Genomic DNA, 21,869 nt, shown 5'->3' with positions numbered 1-21,869 from the left:
AGCGGGCGGGACCCCCCTTTTTTCCCCTCCCTCAGCCGGTGCCCTCCGGGGCCCCGTCCGCGGCGGCCAACGCCTCGCCCAGTCCCGCCCGGCCCACCCCGAGCTTGCGCAGCGCACTCGCCACGTGGTGCTCGACCGTACGGGTCGACAGGAACAGCGCCCGGGCGATGTCCTGGTTCGCCGCGCCCTGGGCGGCCAGCGCCGCGACCTGGCGCTCGCGCGGGGACAGCCGCTCGCCGTAGCCGCGCCGCCCCGGCGAGGCCGCCCGGCCCAGGCCCAGCTCCCGCCGCAGCCGCTGGCAGCGGGCCGCGTCCGAGGCCGCGCCCAGCGCCAGATAGGCCCGCTCGGCCGCGGCGATCCGCTCCCCGGCCGCCGCCCGGTCGCCCCCCGCCGCCACGGTCGCCGCCCGCTCCTCGGCCCGCGCCTGCTCGTACGGGCGCCCGATCCGCTGCCACAGCCCGGCCGAGCGCACGAACTCCGCGCCCGCGCCCGCCGGATCCGTACCGGCCAGCAGCAGACCGCCGGCGAAGGCCAGCGCCGCCCGGGCCGCCGGCGCGTCCCGCCCCTCCAGATGCGCCCGCGCCTGCTCGACCAGCTCCGCCGCACCCGCCGCGTCGCCCGCCGCCAGCAGCACCTCGACCGCCACCGGCAGCACCTCGGCGGCCCGCGGCCAGGCCCCGGCCCGGCGCAGCGCGTCCAGCGCCGGCACCAGCGTGGCCGCCGCCCGCGCGACGTCCCCCTCCGCCAGCTGCAGCCCCGCCAGCCCCGCCGCCGCCCGCAGCGCCCCGGTCACCTGCGACTCCCGCTCCCCGTACGGGCCCGCCTCCGTGAAGTGGTCGCGCGCCTCCGCGAGCCGGCCGCGCGCGGCCGCCAGCCGGCCCCGCAGCAGGGCCTGCTCGACCCCGGCCATCGCGAGGTCCGGGAACTCCGCACCCAGCGCGGCCAGCCGCTCCTCCAGCCCGTCCCACCGCCCGGCCAGACCGTCCAGCCGCACCAGCGCGATCCGGCTGTAGCACTCCAGATAGGGGATCGCCGCCCGACGGGCCAGGCGCCGGCTCTCCTCCAGCAGCCGCGCCGCCCGCCGGTCGTGGCCCAGCTCCACGGCGATCTCACCCGCGTTGTACAGCGCACGGGTGGTCTGCCGGACGATCTCCGGCCGCCGCGAGCTGCGCGGCAGCGCGTCCAGCCGCTCCCACACCGCGGGGTCGCCCTCGCGCGCCAGGAACGTCAGCCGGGTGGCCCGCACCGCGGCGGCCACCTCCTCGTCCGGGTTCGCGGCCAGCGTCCGCTCGGCCCGCTCCAGCCACTGCCGGGCGCGCTCGCCGGCGCCGTCGCGTTCGTTCATGGCCAGCGCCACCATCGCCCGGGCCGCCCGGCCCGGACGCTGCTCCAACTCGTCGAGGGACTCCTCCATCCGGTCGAAACCGGCCCGGTCCCCGCCGTGCACCGCCATCAGGAAGCCCAGCGACAGCCGGATCTCGCCGCGGTCGGGCACCGGCAGCCGCGGATCGGCGATGATCGCGGTCAGCGTCGCCGCGCTGGCCACCGAATCCACGCCGTCGGCGGCGATCCGCGCCAGCGCCAGCGCGGCCCGCCCGCGCCGCCGCGGATCGAGGTCGGGCTCGTCCAGCAGCCGGCGCAGCAGCGCGCCGGCACTGCCGCTGTCCCCGAGCGCCACCGCCTGGTCGGCGGCCGCCTCGGCCACCTCCTGCCAGGCCGCCCGGTCGCCGAGCGCCAGCGTGTGGTGGGCGATCTGCACCAGCGGCCTCGGCTCGCGCGCGCCCAGCGCCGCCACCGCCCGCCGGTGCAGCGCGCCGCGCCGCGGCCCCGGCAGCCGGCGGTAGGCCACCTGCTGCGCCAGGACGTGCCGGAACCCGTAGCGGGCCAGCGGCTTCTCGTTGAGCACCGCCGCCCGCAGCGCCTCGGTGAGGCCGTCCGCCGCGGCCTGCGGGTCGAGGCCGGCCACGGCGGCCAGCAGGTCCTCCCCGGCCGGCACGCCCAGCACCGCGGCGGCCGAGGCGATCGCGGCGGCCTCCGGGGACAGCGCCGCGAGCCGCTCGGTCACCGCGTCGCGCAGGCCGCGCGGCACCTCGGACTGCTCCAGGTCGGCGGCCAGGTCCGCGGCGTTGGTCAGCGCGCCGGAACCGCGCTGCTCGCACAGCGTGATCAGGTCCTCCTCGGCGACCAGCGGCAGGCCCTCGCTGCGGTCGAACAGCACCCGGGTGAGCGCCGCCGTCGCGCGCGGGCCCAGCGCCGCCCGGGCCAGCTCGTCGACCTCGGCCTCGGCGAGCGGGGCCAGCCGGATCAGCGCGCCGCCCACCCCGGCGGGGCGCCGGTAGGCCGCGCCCAGTACGGGGGTGTCCGGCGCCAGGTCCTCGGCCCGGTAGGTGAGCACCAGGGCCAGCCCTTCCGGCACGTCCCGGGCCAGCAGCAGGAGCAGCTCGCGGGTGGCGTCGTCCACCCAGTGCAGGTCCTCGACGACCAGCACCGTCTCGCCGAGCGCGCCGAGCAGGGCGCGCACCGCCTGGACCAGCAGCCGCAGCCCCGGCGTCCCCTCACCGGCGGCCGCGGGCAGCGGCGGCAGCCGGTCGGCGAGGTCGGGCAGCAGCGGGCGCAGTGCCCCGGCGCTGGCCGGGATGCGGTCGGCGGGCGGCAGGAACGGGCCGACGCCGCGCAGCGCGTCCACCACCGGGCCGAAGGCCAGCGGCTCGCGCAGCGGATGGCAGAAGCCGGTCAGCACCAGGCGGCCCGCCGCCGCGGCACCGGCCGCGGCCTCGGCCACCAGGCGGGACTTGCCCAGGCCGGCCTCGCCCTCGACCAGGACCACGGCGGGCGGGCGGAGCATCGCGTCGGTCAGGCGGTCCAGTTCGGGCCGGCGCCCCACGAACACGAAACCGGCGCCGGGCGATCCCGGCTCGACGGGCCGACTCACGGCCGTCCGGTCGGTTCGGGTGCGCGGCGCTCGCCGAGGAGGGGTGCGAAGGCCATGGGCACATCATGCCGTGACGGTTTCCGGCGGTACCCGCCGGGGCGCCCTCGCGGCGCAGGTGGTGCGGGCGGTGCGGTGCGTTCCCGCGGTGCGTTCCGGTGGTGCGTTCCCGTGGTGTGTTGCTGTGGTGCGGGAGGTGTGTCCGTGCGCGTGCGGGCGGTGCGGGCAGTGTGTTCAGGCGGTCCGGGCGCGGACCGGCGGGTGGGGCGGCGGGACGTCCGGGCCGGGCAGTTCGAGTACCGCGCAGCCCAGCGCCTCCAGCCGGCGCACCGTCGCCCGGGCACTGCGGTCGTCGAGCGAGAAGACGAACGGCCCCGGCACCAGCACCACGTTCACCCAGCCCTGTTCGGCCCGCTCCAGCAACCGCTCCAGGGCGGGGTGCGGGTCGCCGGAGCGCACCCCGTCGTCCAGGAAGGCGGAGGGCACCGGCAGGCCGCGGTAGCGGGCCAGGCGCTCCAGCACCGCGCGCTGGTACTCCAGCCCCGCCGCGTCGGCGGGGTAACAGCGGAGGTACAGCGCGGGCCGGGCCGGGAGGCCGGGGTGCGGGGGGCGGTCGGTCATGTCGTTCACCTGCCCGGTGGGTGAGGAGTGCGACGGGAGTGGGGCGCCCGTCCACTCCAGCAGGCCCCGGTGAACAGTGCGGGATCAATAGCGGTCGCCACCCAATCGTGCGACCGCCGAACAGGTCACCGCCCCGCCCCGCAGGCCCCGCGGGCCCCGGGCGGCGCTCGCGCTCCCGGCCGTCCCGGGGGCCCCGCGCGGCGCGCCGAGGCGCTCCGGGCCGTTGACGCGGCGTCAACTAGCTGGAATGAAGCACACGTTCGCACCAAGGAGGAAATCGGCATGATCGACAGGCGCACCTTCACCAGGGCCGTCGGACTCGGCGCGGGCACCACCGCGCTGTCCCTGGCCGCCCCACCCCTGCCCCAGGCCCAGGCCCGGGCCGCCGGGGCCCCCGCCCCTGCACCGGCCGCCGCCCCCGCCCCCGCCCCCGCCGCCCGGACCGGCTTCGCCCGCCTGGCCCAGATCCGGGCCGGCCTGCTCGACGTCGGCTACGCCGAGGACGGCCCGGCCGACGGCCCCGCCGTGATCTGCCTGCACGGCTGGCCGTACGACATCCACAGCTACGTCGACGTCGCCCCGCCGCTCGCCGCCCGGGGCTACCGCGTCGTCGTCCCGTACCTGCGCGGCCACGGCACCACCCGCTTCCTGTCCGAGCGGACGACGCGCAACGCCCAGCAGGCCGCGGTCGCCCTGGACGTGCTCGCCCTGATGGACGCGCTGGGCATCCGGCGGGCCGTGCTGGCGGGCTTCGACTGGGGCTCGCGCACCGCCGACATCATCGCCGCGCTGTGGCCCGAACGGGTCGAGGCGCTCGTCTCGGTCAGCGGCTACCTCGTCACCGACGTCGAGATGCAGAAGGAGCCGCTGGCGCCCGCCGCCGAGCACACCTGGTGGTACCAGTTCTACTTCGCCACCGAACGCGGACGGCGTGCCATGGAGGACCGGGACAAGCGCCGCGAGCTGTGCCGCCTGGTCTGGCAGCAGGTCTCGCCGACCTGGGCCTTCGACGACGCCGTCTTCGACCGCACCGCCGCCGCCTTCGACAACCCCGACTACGCGGCGATCGTCATCCACAACTACCGCTGGCGGCTGGGCCTGGCGGAGGGCGAGCACCGCTACGACCAGCTGGAGCGCCGCCTCGCCGCCCGTCCCCGGATCGCCGTGCCGACCGTGACCCTGGACGCGGGCCGCGACCCGTTCACCGCCCCCGGCGACGGCGCCGGCTACCGCGACTTCTTCACCGGCCCCTACCTCCACCGGAGCCTGCCCGAGATCGGCCACAACGTCCCCCAGGAGGCACCCGAGGCCTTCGCGCAGGCCGTCCTCGACGCCGACCGGCTCTGAGCGAGGAATGCTCCTGACGTCAGGAGGCACAGGGGCATGTCCTTTCGGCCAACGTCGGGCGAGCGGACTTTGCCTGTCAGGACAAACCCTCCGGGCAGTCCTGACTGAGAGTCTGGGGTGCATGGCCATCTCAACAACACTGTCCGAGGTCGTGGGCTCGGCGATACGCCCGGGTGACCCGGGACTGTCCGTCGGGATCTACACCGACGGGAAGCTGATCCACCAGGCGTCTGCGGGGCTGGCGAGCGTGGAGTTCGAGGCGCCGGTCGACACCCGGACACGGTTCGACATCGCCTCCATGAGCAAGCAGTTCACCGCCGCGGCGGCGTTGCTGCTGTGCCGGGACGGGCGACTGTCGCTGGACGACGACATCCGCACGCACCTGCCCGAGCTGAAGCTGGCGGTGCCGGTGACCGTCGGTCAATGTCTGTGGCACACGGGAGGTCTGCGGGACTGGCTGGCGCTGGCGACGATCGCCGGCCGCCCGCTGACGAGGATCACCCAGGACCGGACGCTGGCCTTCGTGGCAGGGCTGACCGAGGTCGACTTCGAACCGGGGACCGCGTTCTCCTACTCCAACACGGGGTACGTCCTGGTCGCCTCGCTCGTGCGGCGGCTCACCGGTCGCACCCTGGGGGAGTTCACCACGGACCGGATGTTCACACCGCTGGGCATGAACGAGACCGTGTTCCGCGAGGACAGCCGGGAGCCGCTGCCGCGATTCGCCTACGGGTACGATGTCACCCGCGGTGCCGTCCGGCGCGCCGACACCGAGGAGTCCGCGGTCGGCGACGGCGGCCTGGCCACCAGCGTCGCCGACCTGGCGCCGTGGTTCGGGTTCCTGCAGGACGGCCGGGTCCTGGGCGCCGACATCCGCGACGGGCTGGTGCGGCAGGTCGACTCCGGGGACGGGGAGGAGTGGCCGTACGCGCTGGGTCTCTACCACACGACGATCGCGGGCCACCCGGCGTTCGGCCATGCCGGCGGTGTCCCCGGGTACCGGTCCCAGCTGCTGTTCATGCCGGACGCCGACCTCGGCGTGGCGCTGCTGAGCAACAACTCCTCGATCGACTCCGCGAAGCTGGCCACTCGGGTGCTCCGGCTGGCCGCCGGGCTGCCCGAGGACGATCCCGTCGCGCTGACGGCGGACCCGGTGGCCGCCGAGCCCGCTGCCCGGCTGGCGGGGGACTGGCTGGATCCGCGATCCGGCCTCACCCTCCGGATCGACGCCGTGGGCAACGGCCGGATCCGCATCCACGACGCGCCGTCCGCCGGCGAGTTCGCCCCGGCCGTCGACGGCAGCTGGCACGGCCTGGAGGACAGCGCCGGCTTCTGGCTGCGGGTGTCGTCCGGCACGATCAGGATCGGATCGGTGTACCGCCCCGGCCGCGCCACGGAGTACCGGCGCTGTCCCCCCGCGGCTGCCGGTGCCACACTGCCACCGGCCGTCTACCGCAGTCCGGAACTCGGTGTCCTGGCGACGGTCACCCGGGACGGCACGCTCGAACTCGGCCTGGAGTTCGTCGGGACGATCGAACCGGCACCGGACGGCGCGTTCCGCGCGGGCGGCCTGATCAGCCTGCGCCCCAGCGGCGACGACCTCCTGATCAGCACGCACGGTGTCCACCGGATGCGCTTCGTCCGACAGCCCGACGACACCGCCCCCCTGGGACTTCCCCCCGGCCTCAACCTCGTCCCCTGACGGCCCCCGTCCGCTGCTCGCTCTCCGCCGACCGCCCCGAGGTGTCCCTCATCGGCGCCCCCTTCACCCGACCCATCCCCTGACGAGGACTCCCCATGACTCCGACTCCGCCGAGCCGCCGGAAGGCCGCCGGGCCGAGCAACCACGTCGCCCCCCTGGTGGGCCACACCACCCCGCGGCCGGCGGTGGCCGGTCCGGAGAGGCAGCTGCCGCCGACCGGAACGACGCATGTGTTCCCGGCCGGTGAACAGGTGACCGCCGACGGTGAGTCCACCGGAGAGCGCCGAGGCCGGATGCCGCGATCGGAGCGGCGATGACAGCCCCCGCCGGGATCACCCTCGGGGTCGTGCTCGACAGCCTGGGAACCGACCTCCTACGGCCGCTCGCACTGCCGCGAGGCCGGGCGGTCGCCGTCGGGGCGCCCACGATCCATGACACCGACGCCCCCGGGACAGGGCTGACCGACGCGATCGTCCTGGTACCCGGCCGACTGACCGCCGACGTCCTGGAGCGGGCAGCCGAGCACCACGCCACGGCGGTGGTCATGCGAGCCGGCAGCACGGACACGGCAGCGCTGACACAGGCGGCCGAACGGACCGGAGTGGCGCTCCTGGAGCGCAGCGCCGAGATCTCCTGGGGGCAGCTCTACACCCTGATCGACGCGCTGCGTGCGATCACGAGCCCGGTGTTCGAGCCGAACAGGCACCGGTCCACCGACCTGTTCGCCCTCGCCAACGACATCGCCGTGCGCGCCGGCGGCGCGGTGGCGATCGAGGACCTGTCCATGCGCGTGCTGGCCTACTCCACGGTCCCGGGCCAACTGGTCGACGACCCGCGCCGTGACGGCATCCTCGGCCGCCGGGTGCCGGACCACCCGACCCACGCCGAGGAGTACGCCGCCGTCCTGCGCTCCGACACCGCGGTCTGGAGCTACGAGCCGAAGGAGTACCGGCCACGCCTCGCCATCGCCATCCGGGACGGTGGCGAGGCGCTGGGCACCATCTGGGTGCTCCAAGGCGATGAGCCCCTGACGGAGGAGGCGGCGGACGTCCTCGCCGAGGGCGCGCGGCTGGCCGCGCCCCACCTGGCCCGGGTCAGCCTCGCGGCGGACGCCGAGCGCCGGCAACGAGCCGAGCGCCTGGGCTGGTTGCTCCGCGGCCCGGGAGCGACCCGGGAGCTCGCCGACTCGTTCGCGATACGCTTCGACGCCCCGGCGACCGTGCTGGTGATCGGCCGCTTCGGCGACCCGGCCGGTCACGCGCGAGGCGTCTCGCCGGACTCCGCCGCCGAATACGTCGGCGACCTGCTGCGGATGGGACTCTCCGCCTACCGGCTGGGAGCCGCCGCCGGAGCGCTGGACGGTCAGGCCGTGGCGGTGGTCGACACGGCGCCCGACGCGCCCGTGATCCAGCTGATCATCGCGACGGTGCTGGCCCGGGCGAGCGACACCCTGGGCGGCGGCTGGCGGGCGGGGATCAGCCGCACCCTCCCCGGCCTCGCCGACGTCTCGACAGGGCTGAGCCAGGCCAGGCAGGCGCTCGAGGTGGTGTGCGGACCGTTCGGCAGGACGGAGATCGGACGGCACGACGAGCTGGCCGCCCCGATATTCCTGCGGGACGTCCACGAGGCGCTCCGGTACCGTCCGGCCCTGCACGGGGAGCCCCTGTCGACGGTGCTCGACCACGACGCCCGGCACGGAACGGAGTACGAGAAGACACTGCGCTGCTGGATCGCCGGGCACTACGACGTGCCACGGGTCGCCGAGGCCATGACGCTGCACCCCAACACGTTGCGGCACCGGTTGCGCCGGCTGGCCGAGCTGATCGACATCGACGATCCGGACCTGCGGCTGGCACTGGCGCTGCAACTGCGGCTACGGCTGCCGGACATCGGCACAAAGGAGGCCAGGTGAACTCGGGCCCGGACGCCAATGGCCCGGAGCGGCCCGCCGAGCAGACTCGTCGCACGGTCGATTTTCCTTCCGCCGGCGCGGAACGGGCGGACGTCCGAATCCGGTTGCTCCGGACCGTACCCGAACTCCAGCAGGCCGACGCGGTGCTGCGCACCGTGTGGAACACCCCGGACATCGCCGAGCCACCGCTGGCCCTGGACGTGATGTGCGCGCTCGCCCACACCGGCGGCTACGTCGCGGCGGCGTATCTCGGGACGGCGATGGTCGGCGTGACCGCCGGATTCCGCACCATCGGGGACAGCCTGCACTCGCACGTGGCCGGCGTGCTGCCGGGAATGCGCGGGCGCGGGATCGGCGCGGCGATGAAGTCGCACCAGCGGGAGTGGGCCGCCCAGGCGGGCCTGTCGTCGATCTCGTGGACGTACGACCCGCTGATCCGCCGCAACGCCCACTTCAACCTGCGGCGGCTCGGGGCGGTCGCGGAGGCGTACCTGCCCGACTTCTACGGGCCGTTGGCCGACGGCATCAACGACGGCGACGACTCCGACCGGCTGTTCGTCAGTTGGCCGGTGCACGGGACGCCGCACGCACCGGCACCGCTGCCGGACCCGGCCGCGGCGGAACCCGTGCTCGAAGCGGACGGCAACGGTGAGCCCGTACCGCGCGCCGCGACCGGCGGCGTACTGCGTTGTGTCACCCCCGTGGACGCGGAGTCCCTGCGGCGAACGGATCCGGCCGCCGCCCGGCGCTGGCGGTCCGCGATGCGCCAGGCGCTCGGCGGCGCCCTGGAGAACGGCTACCGGATCGACGGGTTCGACCGGTCCGGCTGGTACGTCCTGCGACGGAAGGAAACATCGGAATGAAGCTGCAGCAGGTGGAGTTGCGTGAGGTGGCCCTGCCCCTGGTCGCGCCGTTCCGGACCGCACTGGGAACCCAGGAACACCGGAACTCGCTGCTGGTCAAGGTCACCACGGCCGACGGAGCCGTCGGCTGGGGCGAGTGCGTGGCCGACGACGATCCGACGTACAGCGCCGAGTACCTGGCCGGGGCCCGGGAAGTGGTACGTGAGTTCCTGCTGCCCCGGTTGTCCCGGGCCCCCGGGCTGACCGCGGCACTGGTACCCGAGCTGCTCCGGCCGGTCAGAGGCAATCCGATGGCCAGGACGGCCGTCGAGATGGCGGTACTGGACGCCGAACTGCGGACCGCCGGCATCAGCCTCGCCCAGTACTTCGGGGCGACGCGCACCGAGCTCGCGGTCGGCGTGTCGGTCGGCATCACGGACACCGTCGACGAGCTGATCAGCGCCGTCGACGGCTACCTCCGCGCGGGCTACGCCCGGATCAAGCTGAAGATCGAACCGGGCTGGGACGTCGAGCCGCTGCGAGCGGTCCGGGAGACGTTCGGCCCGGACATCGCCCTGCAGGTGGACGCCAACACCGCCTACGGTCCGGCGGACCAGCCCCACCTGCGCCGGCTCGACGCCTACGGGCTGACGCTGATCGAGCAGCCGTTCGCCCCCGACGACCTGCTCTCGCACACCCGGCTGGCGGCCCGCATGGACACCCCGATCTGCCTGGACGAGTCGATCACCTCCGCCCGGGACGCGGCCACCGCCATCCGGCAGGAGGCGTGCTCGATCGTCAACATCAAGCCCGGCCGGGTCGGCGGGTACCTGGAAGCCCGCCGGATCCACGACCTGTGCCTGGCGAACGGCGTACCGGTGTGGTGCGGCGGCATGCTGGAGACCGGGCTGGGGCGGGCGGCCAACCTGGCGCTGGCCGCGCTCCCGGGCTTCACCCTGCCCGGCGACATCTCGGCCTCGGCCCGCTACTACACCCGCGACATCACCGACCCCTTCGTCCTCCACGACGGCCGTCTGACCGTCCCCACCGGCCCGGGGATCGGCATCGTCCCCGACCCCGACGCCCTGCAAGCCGCCACCACCTCCACGGAACTCCTCACCGTCTGACGAGCCGTAGGGCCTCGGGCACCGCCGTGCGGTGCCCGAGTCAGGGGGCTCCTCCCCGGCAACCCCGCAGCTCGACACGGGATCCACGGACAGGCCCGACACGACAGGACATCAGCCGGCCGAGGGCCGCTCCCGCGCCGCGCGCCACCTCTCGGGTCGCAGCCGGAGGAACTCGTTCCGGCGGGTTGCCGCAGCGGGTTGAGCCCGCCGCGCGAGGATCACACCGGCGGCGTGCTCACCGGCTTCCCCGGCTTCCCGCGCCGACACCCCACCACTGTCACTCCGGAGGGCCACACGAGACGGATCAGCCGCGAGACCATCCTGAGGACGGCGACCTTCTGGCTCCGCCCGGCGTTCGCGCTGCGCGTGGTCAGCCGCTTCCAGCGACTCGTGGGCTTCGACCGCTCGATGGCCCTGGCCTCGGCCGCGCTCACCGCCCTGGTGCCGCTGGCCATCGTCTGCGGCACCCTCGTCGTCCGCCTGGGCGGCAAGGACGTCGCCCAGCGCGTCATCGACCGCTACGGACTCACCGGGGGCGGCGCCGAAGCCGTGCGCGACATGCTCTCCGCGTCGAACGACTGGGGCACCGCGGGGCTCTTCGGGATCGCCTTCCTCCTCGTCTCGGTGCTGAGTTTCGCGCGGGCCGCCCAGCGGCTGTTCGAGCAGGGCTGGGAGCTGGAGCCGCTGAGCGTCCGCAACACGGTGAACGGCCTCAAGTGGATCGCGCTGCTGGCCGGGTACGCCGCGCTGAGCGGCTGGGTCCACGCCGTTCTCGACCGCGGGCCGCTGGGGCTGGGAGCGGACGTCGTGGAGGCGCCGCTGACGGCGGCCTTCCTCGTCTGGAGCGGTCGGCTGCTGTCCGCAGGCAGGATTCCCCGGCTCGGCCTCGTGCCGTTCGGGTGCATCGCGGCGGTCCTGCTGGCCGGGTACTCGGTGGCCATGGGCGTCTACCTGCCGCGCCTCGTCAATTCCTCCACGGACCGCTACGGCGCGATCGGGGCGGTCTTCGCCATGCTCTCCGCCCTGTTCGGAGCCATGCTCGCCATCGTGGCCTCGGCGGCGCTCGGACGGGAGGTGCGGGACGAACTCGACAGGATCGGGCGCGGCGAGCGCCCGCCGGACGACGAGGTCCGCCAGCAGTGGGACACGGTGCTGCGGCTGGCGCGCTCGCGCTGGCAGACGACTCGTGGCCACGGCCTCCTGGGGCGACTGCCAAGGAGACATTGAGTGCCTGGCGCCCCTCGCACCAGGGTGGGCGAGGGGCGCTGCGGGGTTGGGGCGGTCAGGCGTGGTGGTCGAATTCGCCGGCTTTGAGGCCGTGGAGGAGGGCGGCGAGGGTGGTGGGGGTGGTGCGGAGGACGAGGTGGCCCTCGTCGGACTCACGGAGTTCGACCGCCCCGGCGACCGTGCGGACCTCCACGCACTCATTGTTTGCGGCGCTGTAGCTGGACTTCTGCCAGGTGGACTCAGGCATTGTTGTCTTCCGTTTCCATCCTGGCCGGGGACCTTTGCCTTCGCGGTGCGGTGGTTGCGCCCCCTCGCACCAGGGTGGGCGAGGGGCGCTGCGGGGTTGGGGCGGTCAGGCGTGGTGGTCGAATTCGCCGGCTTTGAGGCCGTGGAGGAGGGCGGCGAGGGTGGCGGGGGTGGTGCGGAGGACGAGGTGGCCCTCGTCGGACTCGCGGAGTTCGACCGTCCCATTCGTGGCCCGCAGTTCGACGCAGTTGTCGCTGGCGCCGGAGTAGCTGGACTTCTGCCAGGTGGAGCTATGCATCCTTACTTCCTACTTCTTCCATGATTGATCGAATCAGATCTCGTGACATCTCTTCGGAGAGGGCCGAGCGGTCCATCTGGTCGAGGAGTGCGCGAAACCTTGCCAGATGTGCAGGCGCATCGAACATCCGGATGCCATGACCCGTGTCCATCTGAGCGGTGTCGAGCTCAGCGATCGGACCTTGCGCGTAGGTGAAGTTCTCGCTGGGACTTGGGGCGAAGCTGGCACTGAACGGCACTACACGGACCGAGATATCAGGGCGCTGGGAGTCAGTGATCAGCGAGCCGAGCTGTTCGGAGTGAGCCTCCGGTCCGCAGAACTGCATTCGCAGGGCGGCCTCGTGGACGTACGCAGTGTATGGAGTGCCTTCGGAGCGAACGGCGTCCTGCCGCCGCATGCGGAACGCTGTTCTCAGGTCGATCTCGTGACGTGGCAGGGGCGGAAAGGTCTGCGAGAACAGGGCGCGAGCGTAGGCGTTGGTCTGGAGAAGGCCTGGAGCGAACGCGGTCGTGTACGTGGACAGCCGTTGTGCCCCGGCTTCAAGCTCGGCGACCTCTGCGAAGTCTATGGTTACTTCACCTCGGTACTCCTCCCACCAGCCACCCTTCTCGCGGTCCGTGATGATGTCGGCGAGGGCGTCGATCAGCTGCTGGTTGGCGCACATGCAGACCGCAGCGATCGTGTGCAGCCGCTCGACACTGATCCCGGTCTTCGCGTTCTCCATCTGCGTCACCTGGGCGGGATAGATGCCGAGTTCTCGGGCAAGCTGACTGCCTCCGAGACCTGCCTGTTCCCGCATCCTTCGCAGCTCGGTGCCCAACCGCCGCTGGCGAAGGGTTGGGTTCAATCGAAGGGCCATGGCGTCCTCTCTGCGAGCTATGAGATCAGTGTGCCGCAGGGACCCATGTGGCTGGAGCCACGTTCGGGGGAACTTCACGGCGAGCGCCATAAATTTCTGACAGCGTGCGCTATGGTCGATCTCACATCGATCCGACGGATCGTCAGTAATGCCTGCTGGCAAGCGCTGAAGAGCAGCCACCTCCATCTCCACCGGCCTGGCTCACGGCGACACCTGTTCCGCCGGTTCCTCCCTCACTCACGCCTCGGGAGAACTCCCATGCGTCACGTCAACACCCCCACCATCGCCATCGCCCGTCAGACCCTCCACAACACCATGACCCGCGTCGGCTGGTCCCCCTCCGTCATCTCCGACGCGCAGCTCGCCCTCTGCGAGCTGCTCGTCAACGCCTGGCGCCACGGGGACACCCCCGCCCCGCTCGTCGAGATCATCTCCACCAACGGTTCGCTGCGCGTCTCGGTCACGGACGGGAGCCCGATCCTCCCCACCACCCCGCCGCTCTCCCTGCTCGCGGAGTCCGGCCGGGGCCTCCAGTTGGTCGAGGGCCTCACCCACCGCTGGGGCGTCGACCCCCACGAGCGCGCCAAATCCGTCTGGTTCGAGCTGGACGGCGCCGCGTGATGGCCCGCCGCCACCCGATGCTGCCGACCGACCCCCGGATCCGGCACTACACCGACGCCCACATCAGCACGCTCCTCGCCGAAGTCCAGGACCGGGGGCGGAAGTTCGGCCTGATCTTCCCCTCGGCCGGCACCGACCGGACCATCGACGGCCGCGTCCTCGTCCGCTTCAACACGGCGCCGGCCTCGACCCTCCTCAACCTCCTCGTCCTGCTCCTCGACGCGGAGCGGGACTCCTGGTGAAGTTCCTGATCGGGACGGCCTTCGCCGTCCTCCTCGCCGTCGCGGTCTCCATCGTCGCCCTGGGCGTCGTCACCGCCCTCCGCACGACCCCGCCGCCCGACGAGGACGCCTGACCCCGCCGGCCCCCGCCGCCTGTGCGCCGGGGGCTGCGGCAGTGCTTCATTCACGCCCTTGACGCCCCTTCACGGGCGGGGCCAAGGTCGTGGAACTGCGTGGAATCCACTCGGTACGGGAGGTAGTCATGACGCTAAAGTTCTTGGGGATCTACCCGAACACTCCTGATGACGGCTCGCCGACCATCTGGCTGGACGAGGCGACCGGCGACCTGGTGATCCAGTCCTGGAAGGCCGACGAGGCCACCATCAGGGAGGCCCAGGAGGTCGGTTCCATCCCGGGCCACTCCACGGACATCCCGGATCACGAGGGCGTGTTCCGGCTGCCCGCCAACATGATCCAGTTCATCCCCCGGCCGGACAGTGAGGTCAACGACGGTGGCAACGGCGGTTCGTGAGCAGCTGGCCAAGGCACAGCGCTCGGCGGTGCATCTGGAGATGCGGGACAGCTACATGCTGGACGACCCCGAGTTCATCGCCTGGCAGCAGGGCAAGAGGCTCGATCCGACGGACCGCGAGTCCTGGTGGCGGTCGTGGCTCGACGTGGTGGCCGAGGCGACCGGCCGCGGGGTCGCCATGCGCCGTCTGCGTGTCGTCTCCGAGCCGGTGACCGACTACATCCGGTACGAGTACGACGTGACGTTCCCGAACGTTGCGGCAGGGGAGGACGTGCGGTGGCTGCCGCGCTCCCGCGCCGGCGACCTGCTCCTGCCCGGCCTGGACGGCTGGGTGATGGATGACGAGGTGGTGATCCTGCACCACTTCACCGGGGACGGGCAGTGGGCCGAAGCCGGCATGGAGGTCCGGACCGATCCGGAGCTGGCCAAGCGGTACCTGGCAGCCTACGAAGCCGCCTGGGAACGGGCGACGCCGCACGCGGAGTACCGTCCCGGCTGATCGATCACCGTCCATGGCTGTCCCGGCGTCTTCGAGTGTCCAGCGTGCCCGCCAGAATCTCGCCGACCGGCTCGGCGAGATCCAGCGGGATTCCGGGCTGTCGGGGCGTGACCTGGCCGCGGCGTGTGGCTGGTACCCGTCAAAGGTCTCGCGGCTGTTGAACGCCCACACACCGCCGTCCGAGGACGACATCCGGAAGTGGTGCCGGGCCTGCGGGGCCGAGGACCGCGCGCCGGACCTGATCGCCTCTCTGCGGGCCGTCGAAGGCATGTTCATCGAGTGGCGGCGCATGGAGCGCGCCGGCCTCAAGGCTGCCCAAGAGGCTCGGCTTCCGCTGTACGAGCGAACGCACCGCTTCCGGTCCTACTCGTCCTGGTTGGTGCCCGGCCTGATTCAGACGCCGGGGTACACGACCGCCGCTCTGCAAGCCATCCAGCGGCGCCGAGGGCTTGTTGACGATGTTCCGGCTGCTGTGACCGCCCGCATGCAACGCCAACGAGTGCTGTACGAGGGCGATCGGCGGTTCGCCTTCCTGATCGAGGAGTCCGTACTGCGCTGCGGGATCGGCGGCGGCAGCGTCATGCACGACCAACTGCGCCACCTGGCGACCGTCGGATCGCTTCCCCATGTGAGCCTGGGAGTTGTTCCGATGCGCCCCGATCGGACGCGTTGGCCGGCCGAAGGCTTCTGGATCTTCGACAGTGCGCAGGTGAACGTGGAACTGATCTCCGGCTACCTGACCATCACCCAGCCGAGCGAGATCACAATGTACGCCGAAACGTTCTGCGAGCTGGCCGAGTTGGCCGTCTACGGGTCGACCGCTCGTGAACTGATCACATCCGCCGCTGCGCTGCTCGGATGATCTCCTGCCATCGGTGTGGAATTCCGTGGAACTTCATGGCGGTGACTGCCGCTCGCTCCGTACCTTCCTGTCAAGAGCATCGACGTCGGATCGCGGCGCGAGGCCGAACTGCTGGGACCAACAACCCGGCCAACCGGCCGAGCTGTCGGTCCCGTCAGCACCACCACGCAAAATGGAGGCGCAGCACAGATGACAACCGCACCGTGGGGTACCACCCGCATGGAGCCGTTCACGGCCACCGTCCCGGTCCCGCAGTACACGCCCGTCATCGACCCCGAGACGCAGGTCGCCATGTTCGTGGACGAGCGCGGCCGCACGGTCGAGATGGGCGGTCACGGCACCAGCACCAGCGGTTTGACGCCCACGCAGACCATGCCCGACGGAAACCCGGGCTCCCCGACCGACGCCGACACCACCGAGTCCTACGACCAGGACCAGAGCAACGACTGATGGACGACCGAAGCGGGTCGGTGCTGGTACTGACCAATCCCCTTGACGTGACCGCGGATGCGGTACTGCGGGTGCTCGCCGAGCGCCGGGTCCCGGTGGTCCGTCTCGATCCCGGCACCGACCTGCACACGGGTGCCTCGCTGACTGCCACGTACCGCACGGGCGGTCAGCGAGGCACCCTGCACACGGCCGGCCGGAACGTCGACCTCTCCGTAGTCCGGTCCGTCTGGGTACGCCGGGCGTCGCCCTACGAGGGACCGCCCGAACTGGCCAGCCAGGACCGCAGGTTCGCCGCCGCGCAAACCCTGGGGTGCGGGCGGCATCCTCGCGTCGCTCCCCGCCGCGCACTACGTGAACCACCCCTGGGCCAACCGTGCCGCCGAGCACAAGCCGGCACAGCTGGCGGCCGCGCAGCGCTTCGGTCTCACGGTCCCCGACACGGTGATCACGAACAGTGCGGACGAGGCCCGGGAGTTCGTGGCGGCCCAATCCGGCGGGGCGGTGTACAAGCCGCTGTGGAACACCCCTTACGCGGTCGAAGGGCGGCCCCACGCCGTGTGGGTGCGCGAGGTCGATCCGGCCGACATCACCGGCGCAGTGTCCGCCTGCCCGCACCTCTTCCAGGCGAAGGTTCCGAAGGCGTTCGACGCACGCGTGACGGCCGTCGGCGACCGCCTGTTCGGCGTCCGGATCGACAGCCCCGACCTCGACTGGCGGCGCCGCCAGGACCGGATGACGTGCACGCCGATCGACGTACCCGGGCCGGTCGCGCGTTCGATCGCCGCCTACCTTGGGCGGTTCCGCCTGGTCCACGGGGCCTTCGACTTCGCGGTGACCGCCTCGGGCGCCTGGTACTTCCTCGAATGCAACCCGAACGGCCAGTGGGCATGGCAGCCGGCCGAGACCACCGACGCCATCGCCCACGCCCTCGCCGACCAGCTCCAGAAAGGTTCCGCCGCACATGAGCACACCGGCTGAACTCCGCAACGCCCTGGCCGACAGGCTCACCGAGAGCGGTGCGCTGACCGAACGCGCGTGGCAGAGCGCCGCGAGGGCCGTTCCACGGGAACTCTTCGTCGGAACCCACTTCGCCCCGGTCACCGGCAGCGTTCCGACCAGCTACCGACCCGTCCGCGAGGGTGAGCCCGGATGGTTGGAGGGGATCTACGACGACCGGACGCTGGTCACCCAACTCGACGGCCGCATCGGGCCCGAGGACACGGCCGGTGAAGCGGTGACGGGCACCCCGTCCTCGTCGTCCACCCTGCCGTCCGTGGTGCTGCGCATGTGGCAGCAGCTCGATGTCGAGCCCGGGCACCGCGTGCTGGAGATCGGTACCGGGACCGGGTACTCGACCGCCCTCGGCGCCCACCGCCTCGGGGACGCCAATCTCACCAGCGTCGAGTACGACCCTGCCATCGGTGTGGCAGCGGCGGCGGCGCTCAAGGCCGCGGGATTCTCCCCCCGGCTCATCGTCGGGGACGGGCTGCGCGGGGACCCGGACGGCGGCCAGTACGACCGGCTCATCGCCACCTGCTCGGTTCGGTACATCCCCCTCCCGTGGCTCCACCAGGTCAAGCCCGGCGGTCGGATCCTGGTCACCCTCTCCGGGTGGAGCTGTGCGAACGCCCTCGCGCTGCTCGACGTGACCGGCCCCGGCGAGGCCACCGGCCGGTTCCTCACCGACCAGACCAGCTTCATGATCGCCCGCCCGCACGACCGGCCGCCCCGCCCGACGCTGGACCTGCTGCCCGGCGACGAGTCCCCGACCCTCATCGACCCGGCGACACTCGACAACTGGACGGGCGGCTGGGTGGCCCAACTCGCCGCGCCCGCAGCCGTCCGCATGGGTGCGGGGGCCCGGCAGATCCTCTGGGACCTGTCCACCGGATCGCAGGCACGGACAGCACCCGGCCCCGGCGGCGGGTGGACCGTGACCCAGCGCGGGCCCGTCCGCCTGTGGGACCGGGTCGAGCGCGCGGTCCAGTGCTGGCAGGCTGCCGGTGAGCCGCACCAGGGCGGCTTCGGGATCACCGTCTCGGCGGCCGGACAGCGCGTCTGGCTCGGCGCCGAGGACGGCCCGGGCTGGGACCTGCCGGTGTGAGCCGGGCTGGACCCAACCGGCGCGACCCTGCACCGAGCAATGTTCAACAGCAAGGCTCACGAAGCCATCGCGGCTATGTGGCTCGCCGCCGACGGTCCCGTTCACATCGACGTGCACACCACCCCGGAGAACCCCGCCAAGGGCGAGCCGGAGCACCGGCACATCGATGTGCGGTTCCCCTTCCGGACCGGTGGCGCGGAGCTGGTCGCCCTCCAGGAGGAAGAGGTCACCGGGTACGCAGGGCGGCCCGTCGAGGGCATCGCCGACGAGACGCTGCGGGCCCGATTCCTGGCCGCGCTGTAGCGCTCGACGGCCCCGGCCGTCCGCACCCCGTGCGGGCGGCCGGGACCACCGCGACGCGGGCGGGTGGTCTTCGCCCTGACCCTGACCCTGACCCCTGTGCCCCGGCGTGCCGGGGTGCCGGACACCCCATGGCGCAGGAAGTCGGCCGGTCCGACTTCCTGCGCCGAGCCCGTAGCGTGGGTTACGCGCTGGCGTCCCTGCCGCGCAGGAGGTCCGCGATGCGCGCGTCGACCTGCTCGCGGTCGTAGCCGCGCCACCTGATCCGGAAGGCCGGCACGGGTGGCGGTGGGGCGGCTCGGGACAGGGCGTCGAGGTAGCTGTCGACCTCGGGGCGGTCGTAGCCGCGCCGCACCAGGTCGAAGCCGTGGAACTCCGGTGAGGTCGACACCTCGCGGGTCCTCCGATCCGGCCTGCCCGGGGCAGGTCGCTGGGGTCGAGCCCGGTCCGCAGGGCGCACCGACCGGGGTGGCGCGTGAAAGGCGTCAGGCTTCTTGATCTTGTCATATGGATTGCGTCAGGAGTCGCGGGACGGAGAATTCCGATGCCTAGCATCCAACTTCTCCGAGAAGAAGGATGGTTCCGACGTGCCCGAAGCCCCCGACGAGCGGAGGCGGTTCCAGCATCCCGACCGAGCGGCCGCTGTTCCTGAAGCTCTCCAACGGGTTGGGTGCCTCGGCACCCACCGAGACCGCGAGCTGGGGCTCGCCCATCGTGGGCGGGATCCTGGGGTACAAGGGGTCCCGCTGGACCATCAAGCCGCTGGGCGGGGACCGCTACCGGATCGTCAACGACCTCGGGTACAACCTCACCGAGAACCCCGACACCTATGTCGCCGAACAGCAGGCCTGGGGCAACACCTCCAACCAGAAGTGGGAGTTCGTCAGCCTCGGCAACGGCAAGTACCGGGTCCAGATCGGTGACGACGACTGCCTCACCCACGACTCCGACTTCAAGCAGCTCGGGGTATGGAGCTGTGAAGGCGGCTGGAAGCAGGAGTGGTCCTTCCAGCTCCTCTGAACGGCAGCCCGGTGACGACTCGCACTGACCGGTTGGTGGCGGTGGTCCCGGCCCGGCCGGGACCACCGCAACGCGGGCGGGTGGACCCCGAGTGGGTCCGACCCGCCGCGACGTCCGGGTGGCTCGATGTCCGTTCGGCGGGCACCCGGAACCGGCACGTCGGCAAGCCCGCCCACTCCCTCGGGCCGGCGGGCACGGCCCGGGTGTCCGGGCCGTGCCCGCCGGCTAGACGTTCATGCGGAGCTGCAGCCGGCAGCCGCCGGGGCGGTTGTCGGTGTCGACGGCGAGTGCCACCGGATGGCCCGGGGACGCGGTGTGGACGTCGTTCGGGAGGGCGCCCCCGCACTGGCTGACGTCGCCGTCCCCGGCGTACCGGATGTCGAGGGTGGCGGACGCGGTGTTCGACACGAGGAAGGTGAGCGTGCACCCGCCCTGACGGCTGTCCGTGTCGATGCGGATCGTCGGGCCGAAGGTGCGGGCCGTCGACGAGGTCGGGATCCGGTAGTCGCCCTCGTTGCCGCACTGCCCCGGGGCGGTGCCGGGGGAGGACTGGAAGGCGTACCGGAAGGAGGCGGAGCCCAGTTGGTTCTGCGGGTCGTAGATGCCGAACGCGAGCCGGCAGCCGCCGGGGCGGTCGTCGGTGTCGAGCCGGATCTCGTCGGACCAGTCGCCGTTGAGGTGCCACTGTTCGCCCTGGCGCCCGCCGCACTGGCCGGGGTCGCCGTCCGGCGTGAAGCTGATGCCGAACTCCGCGGGGCCGAACAGCCGGGGCGCGGCGTGCGCGGGCGGGGCGGGGAGGACGGCCGCGGTGGCCGTCGTCGCGGTGGCGGCGGTGAGCAGGGCGAGTTTCCGGATGATGTGGTGCACGCTGGCGGTTCCCTTCGGTGCGGGGCCTCGCGGCCCTCTTGAGGCACAGGGATTCCGGCGGCGTGGACACGCCAAACGGAAACGGCCGGGTCGGGCGGACAAGTCACTGGAAAGGACGGCGGGCCGTCACCCGGCGAGGAGGCCGGCGCGGACCGTGGCAGGGCTGTTGCACACGAAGTGACGCGGCTCACTGCCGTCCGGCGCGGGGCGTGATCGACTCGGCCGATGCGCCAGACCTCCATGCCCCGACCATCGCTGATGGTCCGTCACTTCGCCGCCGCCGGCGCCGTACTGCTGCTCGCGGGCTGCGGCACCGCGGCCTCCGGCGGCACCGCGACGACCGCGGCCTCCGGCGGCGGCCCGGAGGCCTCCGGCAGCCCCGGGTCGTGCGGCACCCCGTCGCCGGGGGCACCCGGCGTGCCGCAGCCGACGGCGCTCGCCCAGGGCGGGGTGCGGATCACCGCCGTCGGCCGCACCTGCTTCGAGTACGAGGTGACCAACCCGAACAGCGAACCCTACGACTACACCGTGGTGTTCAACGGCCCCGATCCGAGCCGCGGCGCGGCGGTGTTCGGCAGCCCCGGGTCGGGCGGGGGAGGGAACCTCACCCGGACCGTCACCGGGCTCGCCCCCGGCGCCACCGAGAAGGGGCGGATCGACCTGACCGCGCCCGGCCCGACCGGGCCGGGCTCCCGCCCGGGCGCGCCCACCCTGGGACAGCCCGACAACCTCCGCCCGCCGAAGCCGGAGCTCCTCAAGGTCCGCAGCGTGCCCACCGCCGAGGCACCCGGTGCCGGCGGCCCCTGCCCGCCCTCCGGCCTGCGGCTGTACGCCGACGACGGCGACGCCGCCATGGGCCTGCGCGTGGTCGGCCTGCACCTGCGCAACTGCGGCACCGCCGTCGTCACCCTCGACGGCTACCCGCAGGTGCAGCCGCTCGACCTCGACCACAAGCCCCTCGACGGCGTGCGGATCCTGCGCGGCGGCGCCGGGATCGCCTCCGGCACCGGCGCCGACGACCCGCCGCGGAAGATCGCCCTGCGCCCGGGGGAGGGCGCCCGCACCACCCTGGTGTGGCGCAACACCACCGAGGCCGGTGCCGGGGACCCGCTCAACGCCCCGTACGTGCGGGTGCGCGCCACCCCCGACGCGGCCCCCGTCACGGTCGTCCCGGAAATCGACCTCGGCACCACCGGGCGCCTCGGCGCCGGTGCCTGGGTCCCGGAGGACACGAACGACAAGCCGTCACCGGCCCCGACAATGTGATCGCACTGTGATCGGAC

Annotated in this window: 23 protein-coding genes and 1 pseudogene; 17 read left to right on the top strand and 7 right to left on the bottom strand. The window is 72.9% G+C overall.

Going from position 1 to position 21,869, the window contains the following annotated elements; genetic code table 11:
* Positions 1-31: 31 nt before the first annotated feature.
* A complete protein-coding gene (locus ACZ6EM_RS34215; protein WP_465774095.1) occupies positions 32-2,932 on the bottom strand; it encodes an ATP-binding protein in 2,901 nt (966 codons plus the stop codon).
* Positions 2,933-3,163: 231 nt separating this feature from the next.
* Positions 3,164-3,550, bottom strand: coding sequence for a recombinase family protein (locus ACZ6EM_RS34210; RefSeq protein ID WP_452178868.1), 387 nt, complete (start codon positions 3,548-3,550; stop codon positions 3,164-3,166).
* Between the two features lie 282 nt (positions 3,551-3,832).
* On the opposite strand from ACZ6EM_RS34210, the gene ACZ6EM_RS34205 reads away from it, so the two are divergent.
* The 6 genes from ACZ6EM_RS34205 (at position 3,833) to ACZ6EM_RS34180 (ending at position 11,707) form a co-directional block, all read left to right on the top strand.
* A complete protein-coding gene (locus ACZ6EM_RS34205; protein ID WP_465774094.1) occupies positions 3,833-4,897 on the top strand; it encodes an alpha/beta fold hydrolase in 1,065 nt (354 codons plus the stop codon).
* A 121-nt stretch (positions 4,898-5,018) separates the two neighbouring features.
* Positions 5,019-6,599, top strand: a complete 1,581-nt coding sequence (locus ACZ6EM_RS34200; protein ID WP_465774093.1) for a serine hydrolase domain-containing protein — start codon at positions 5,019-5,021, stop codon at positions 6,597-6,599.
* A gap of 313 nt (positions 6,600-6,912) precedes the next feature.
* Positions 6,913-8,511, top strand: a complete 1,599-nt coding sequence (locus tag ACZ6EM_RS34195) for a PucR family transcriptional regulator (RefSeq protein WP_465774092.1) — start codon at positions 6,913-6,915, stop codon at positions 8,509-8,511.
* A complete protein-coding gene (locus tag ACZ6EM_RS34190; protein WP_401049320.1) occupies positions 8,508-9,374 on the top strand; it encodes a GNAT family N-acetyltransferase in 867 nt (288 codons plus the stop codon). The genes ACZ6EM_RS34195 and ACZ6EM_RS34190 overlap by 4 nt, the downstream gene beginning before the upstream one ends.
* On the top strand, positions 9,371-10,480 hold the full coding sequence (gene menC, locus ACZ6EM_RS34185; RefSeq protein WP_401049322.1) for an o-succinylbenzoate synthase: 1,110 nt from the start codon (positions 9,371-9,373) through the stop codon (positions 10,478-10,480). The genes ACZ6EM_RS34190 and menC overlap by 4 nt, the downstream gene beginning before the upstream one ends.
* A 231-nt stretch (positions 10,481-10,711) precedes the next feature.
* Positions 10,712-11,707, top strand: coding sequence for a YhjD/YihY/BrkB family envelope integrity protein (locus ACZ6EM_RS34180; protein WP_465774091.1), 996 nt, complete (start codon positions 10,712-10,714; stop codon positions 11,705-11,707).
* A gap of 55 nt (positions 11,708-11,762) precedes the next feature.
* Here ACZ6EM_RS34180 and ACZ6EM_RS34175 read toward each other — a convergent pair whose 3' ends face one another.
* The 3 genes from ACZ6EM_RS34175 to ACZ6EM_RS34165 all read right to left on the bottom strand — a co-directional run bounded on the left by ACZ6EM_RS34175 (position 11,763) and on the right by ACZ6EM_RS34165 (position 13,110).
* Positions 11,763-11,954 (bottom strand): DUF397 domain-containing protein, encoded by a 192-nt coding sequence (locus tag ACZ6EM_RS34175; RefSeq protein WP_465774090.1) that lies wholly within the window; start codon positions 11,952-11,954, stop codon positions 11,763-11,765.
* A gap of 105 nt (positions 11,955-12,059) precedes the next feature.
* The gene (locus tag ACZ6EM_RS34170; RefSeq protein WP_465774089.1) at positions 12,060-12,251 is read right to left on the bottom strand and encodes a DUF397 domain-containing protein; all 192 of its coding nucleotides are present in this window, start codon (positions 12,249-12,251) and stop codon (positions 12,060-12,062) included.
* Positions 12,244-13,110: a helix-turn-helix domain-containing protein gene (locus ACZ6EM_RS34165; RefSeq protein ID WP_465774088.1), complete on the bottom strand. Its 867-nt coding sequence runs from the start codon at positions 13,108-13,110 to the stop codon at positions 12,244-12,246. The genes ACZ6EM_RS34170 and ACZ6EM_RS34165 overlap by 8 nt, the downstream gene beginning before the upstream one ends.
* 258 nt (positions 13,111-13,368) lie before the next feature.
* Here ACZ6EM_RS34165 and ACZ6EM_RS34160 point away from each other — a divergent pair, with 258 nt between their 5' ends.
* The 9 genes and pseudogenes from ACZ6EM_RS34160 (at position 13,369) to ACZ6EM_RS34120 (ending at position 18,702) form a co-directional block, all read left to right on the top strand.
* Complete coding sequence (locus ACZ6EM_RS34160) at positions 13,369-13,731, top strand: ATP-binding protein (RefSeq protein WP_401047295.1); 363 nt, start codon at positions 13,369-13,371, stop codon at positions 13,729-13,731.
* Entirely contained in the window at positions 13,731-13,973 is a 243-nt protein-coding gene (locus ACZ6EM_RS34155; RefSeq protein WP_452180777.1) for a hypothetical protein, read from the top strand. Before ACZ6EM_RS34160 ends, ACZ6EM_RS34155 begins: the two co-directional genes overlap by 1 nt.
* A 241-nt stretch (positions 13,974-14,214) precedes the next feature.
* Positions 14,215-14,484, top strand: coding sequence for a hypothetical protein (locus ACZ6EM_RS34150; protein WP_465774087.1), 270 nt, complete (start codon positions 14,215-14,217; stop codon positions 14,482-14,484).
* Entirely contained in the window at positions 14,465-14,983 is a 519-nt protein-coding gene (locus ACZ6EM_RS34145) for a DUF6879 family protein (RefSeq protein WP_465774086.1), read from the top strand. The genes ACZ6EM_RS34150 and ACZ6EM_RS34145 overlap by 20 nt, the downstream gene beginning before the upstream one ends.
* Before the next feature lie 13 nt (positions 14,984-14,996).
* A complete protein-coding gene (locus tag ACZ6EM_RS34140; RefSeq protein ID WP_465774085.1) occupies positions 14,997-15,845 on the top strand; it encodes a helix-turn-helix domain-containing protein in 849 nt (282 codons plus the stop codon).
* A gap of 189 nt (positions 15,846-16,034) precedes the next feature.
* Positions 16,035-16,295 carry a putative ATP-grasp-modified RiPP gene (tgmA, locus tag ACZ6EM_RS34135; protein WP_465774084.1) on the top strand — a complete coding sequence of 87 codons (261 nt, stop codon included), beginning with the start codon at positions 16,035-16,037 and terminating at the stop codon, positions 16,293-16,295.
* A pseudogene (gene tgmB / locus ACZ6EM_RS34130) lies at positions 16,295-17,273 on the top strand (ATP-grasp ribosomal peptide maturase). The gene tgmA and the pseudogene tgmB overlap by 1 nt, the downstream one beginning before the upstream one ends.
* Positions 17,257-18,399, top strand: coding sequence for an ATP-grasp peptide maturase system methyltransferase (gene tgmC, locus ACZ6EM_RS34125; protein WP_465774083.1), 1,143 nt, complete (start codon positions 17,257-17,259; stop codon positions 18,397-18,399). The pseudogene tgmB and the gene tgmC overlap by 17 nt, the downstream one beginning before the upstream one ends.
* Positions 18,400-18,474: 75 nt before the next feature.
* On the top strand, positions 18,475-18,702 hold the full coding sequence (locus ACZ6EM_RS34120) for an NUDIX hydrolase (RefSeq protein ID WP_452180771.1): 228 nt from the start codon (positions 18,475-18,477) through the stop codon (positions 18,700-18,702).
* 181 nt (positions 18,703-18,883) lie between these two features.
* Here ACZ6EM_RS34120 and ACZ6EM_RS34115 read toward each other — a convergent pair whose 3' ends face one another.
* The gene (locus ACZ6EM_RS34115; RefSeq protein ID WP_452180770.1) at positions 18,884-19,090 is read right to left on the bottom strand and encodes a DivIVA domain-containing protein; all 207 of its coding nucleotides are present in this window, start codon (positions 19,088-19,090) and stop codon (positions 18,884-18,886) included.
* 185 nt (positions 19,091-19,275) lie between these two features.
* Here ACZ6EM_RS34115 and ACZ6EM_RS34110 point away from each other — a divergent pair, with 185 nt between their 5' ends.
* Positions 19,276-19,719, top strand: a complete 444-nt coding sequence (locus tag ACZ6EM_RS34110) for an RICIN domain-containing protein (protein WP_465774082.1) — start codon at positions 19,276-19,278, stop codon at positions 19,717-19,719.
* A gap of 225 nt (positions 19,720-19,944) precedes the next feature.
* Here the strand turns inward: ACZ6EM_RS34110 and ACZ6EM_RS34105 are convergent, their stop codons facing one another.
* Positions 19,945-20,586, bottom strand: coding sequence for a hypothetical protein (locus tag ACZ6EM_RS34105; protein WP_401055735.1), 642 nt, complete (start codon positions 20,584-20,586; stop codon positions 19,945-19,947).
* Between the two features lie 225 nt (positions 20,587-20,811).
* Between ACZ6EM_RS34105 and ACZ6EM_RS34100 the strand changes: the two genes are divergently transcribed.
* Positions 20,812-21,852 (top strand): DUF4232 domain-containing protein, encoded by a 1,041-nt coding sequence (locus ACZ6EM_RS34100; protein ID WP_465774081.1) that lies wholly within the window; start codon positions 20,812-20,814, stop codon positions 21,850-21,852.
* The last annotated feature ends 17 nt before the right edge of the window (positions 21,853-21,869 follow it).

This window comes from Kitasatospora sp. NPDC041917, from assembly GCF_055589745.1.
This window is presented reverse-complemented; position numbering and strand designations above follow the sequence as displayed.